The organism is Streptomyces sp. NPDC127092 (genome assembly GCF_042722475.1).
In the GTDB taxonomy this organism is placed as follows: domain Bacteria; phylum Actinomycetota; class Actinomycetes; order Streptomycetales; family Streptomycetaceae; genus Streptomyces.
Window position 1 is genome coordinate 1 of record NZ_JBHXFE010000190.1, and the last position, 1,634, is coordinate 1,634.

3 protein-coding genes are annotated in these 1,634 nt (G+C 62.9%); 1 reads left to right on the forward strand and 2 read right to left on the reverse strand.

The window, feature by feature from the left end:
• Window positions 1–122: 122 nt before the first annotated feature.
• Both ACFWJO_RS38705 and ACFWJO_RS38710 read right to left on the reverse strand, forming a co-directional pair.
• Window positions 123–929: a hypothetical protein gene (locus tag ACFWJO_RS38705; RefSeq protein WP_386872900.1), complete on the reverse strand. Its 807-nt coding sequence runs from the start codon at window positions 927–929 to the stop codon at window positions 123–125.
• A 110-nt stretch (window positions 930–1,039) separates the two neighbouring features.
• Entirely contained in the window at window positions 1,040–1,486 is a 447-nt protein-coding gene (locus ACFWJO_RS38710) for an enoyl-CoA hydratase-related protein (protein ID WP_378493890.1), read from the reverse strand.
• Between ACFWJO_RS38710 and ACFWJO_RS38715 the strand changes: the two genes are divergently transcribed.
• A partial coding sequence (locus tag ACFWJO_RS38715) for a hypothetical protein (protein ID WP_386872902.1) occupies window positions 1,389–1,634 on the forward strand: 246 nt, incomplete at its 3' end. The genes ACFWJO_RS38710 and ACFWJO_RS38715 overlap by 98 nt on opposite strands.

Here is a 1,634-nt window from a genome sequence, read left to right on the forward strand (position 1 = left end):
GTTATGTAGTGACCCCGCCCACCGATGGTTGCGCCCCCGATAAGCCAGAGAAGCTCCGCGTCTTCTAGAGATCCGTGCGAGCATGCCGACGGGTGCCCAGGGCAGACGGGCGTCGGCGCTCACTACGAGTCCCGTCTGAGGCCAAACTTGATCTCGTGCGGCCGCGCAGTCTGGCGGACCTTGAAAAGGCAATCAGCGCGCTCAATTGTACGAACGGCTGTTTTAACGGTGAACGATACCAATTGGTAGTTCGGAGAAATCTCGGCTCGATGCAAGGTCGCTCCGGTCTGTTCGCGGTTCGACTGTGGGATGAGTCCGGCTGTTGCCCAGCTAAGACCGTGCGAGAAGCCAGAACAAACCCTCCACGCGAGAAGCATTGAACCCCCTTCGTCGGGTAGGTCGTCGATCTTCTTGAGAACGGACGTGTAGTCGGGGAACTTGCACTTCCCGCGCGGTGATCCAGAATCAGTCACCATCTGCCTGATGCCGGGCTCGTGATCAAAAGGGTCGCGGAGGTCCTCCGGCAACATGAACTGCATCGCTTTCTTGTTGTTCGTGTCGTCGATGTGCAAGCCGACCAGCCGTTGAAGGCGGATCTTGCGGTCGTCGGGCTCCAGCAGCCACACGGCGGTAGCGCTAGATTCGAGCACCGCGCGTAAGAGCGCAAACGGTGCATAGAAGTGCGTGCCACCGTTCACTAGGTCGCGCAAGCCCGCCAAATAGTCCACTGCCACCTTCAGTCGTCTGGTTGCAAGGGTGTCGACCCACAAGTCGGGCACCTGCTCCCGGTCTCCTGCTAGGTCGCTAGCTGGTTCGACTGGGTACGGCTCATCGGCTTCGATGCGGTTTAGCACACCGCTTGCTCTGTTCAACCGATCAAAGATTTCTTCGCGCCAGTGGTCGTCGTCTGGAGCCGGGTCAGCCGTCATTGCGTTGATGATGCCTGATGATCCCGAGACGGCCGCCATTTCCACGGTGTCGGTTGGGTCGACGCAACCGGCACCGACATGAGCGTGCGCGGAAGGGTCCGTGCGCGGAGCTACACCGCCGGTACCCAGGCCGGGGTTCGTTTCTCGGCGAACGCGCGGATGCCCTCCTTCGCCTGCGGGCTGGTGAAGAAGTTCTGGGACAGCGATACCAGCTCCGCTGTGGGTGGTCGCTGCTTGCGGGTGCGCGTGACGTGACTCTTGGTGGCCGCCAGCCCATGTGGTTCGCCGAGGACTAGTGCATCGACAACCTCGCGTACGGCGCCGTCGAATTTCTCACGAGGGACGGCAGTGTTGATGAGGCCGACCGCGGCAGCCTCGTGGGCGTCGAAGGTGCGGCCGGTGCGCATGAGCTCTCGGCCCGCACGGGCCGAGTCACGGTAGAGGACGGCGCCGGAGATCATGGCGGACACGACACCGAGGCGAGCTTCGCTGAAAGCGAATGTCGCGGTATCGACGCTGAGTGCGATGTCTGCCCGCGGCGACGAGCCCGCCGGCACGCGCGGGGCCGGCCAGTCGAGCGACGACAGGGACCGGACTGTATTCGATCTGATCGAGAAGGTCGCCCAGGTCGTCGAGGCCCACCACGACCGAGCAAGGACGCCCGAAGACATCGGCGACTTCGCCCGTGTCTGGGCCCCATTCGGG

Excerpts from the sequence above, each read along its gene's own strand:
- ACFWJO_RS38705 (WP_386872900.1), bottom strand. The coding sequence starts at position 929 with ATGACGGCTGACCCGGCTCCAGACGACGACCACTGGCGCGAAGAAATC.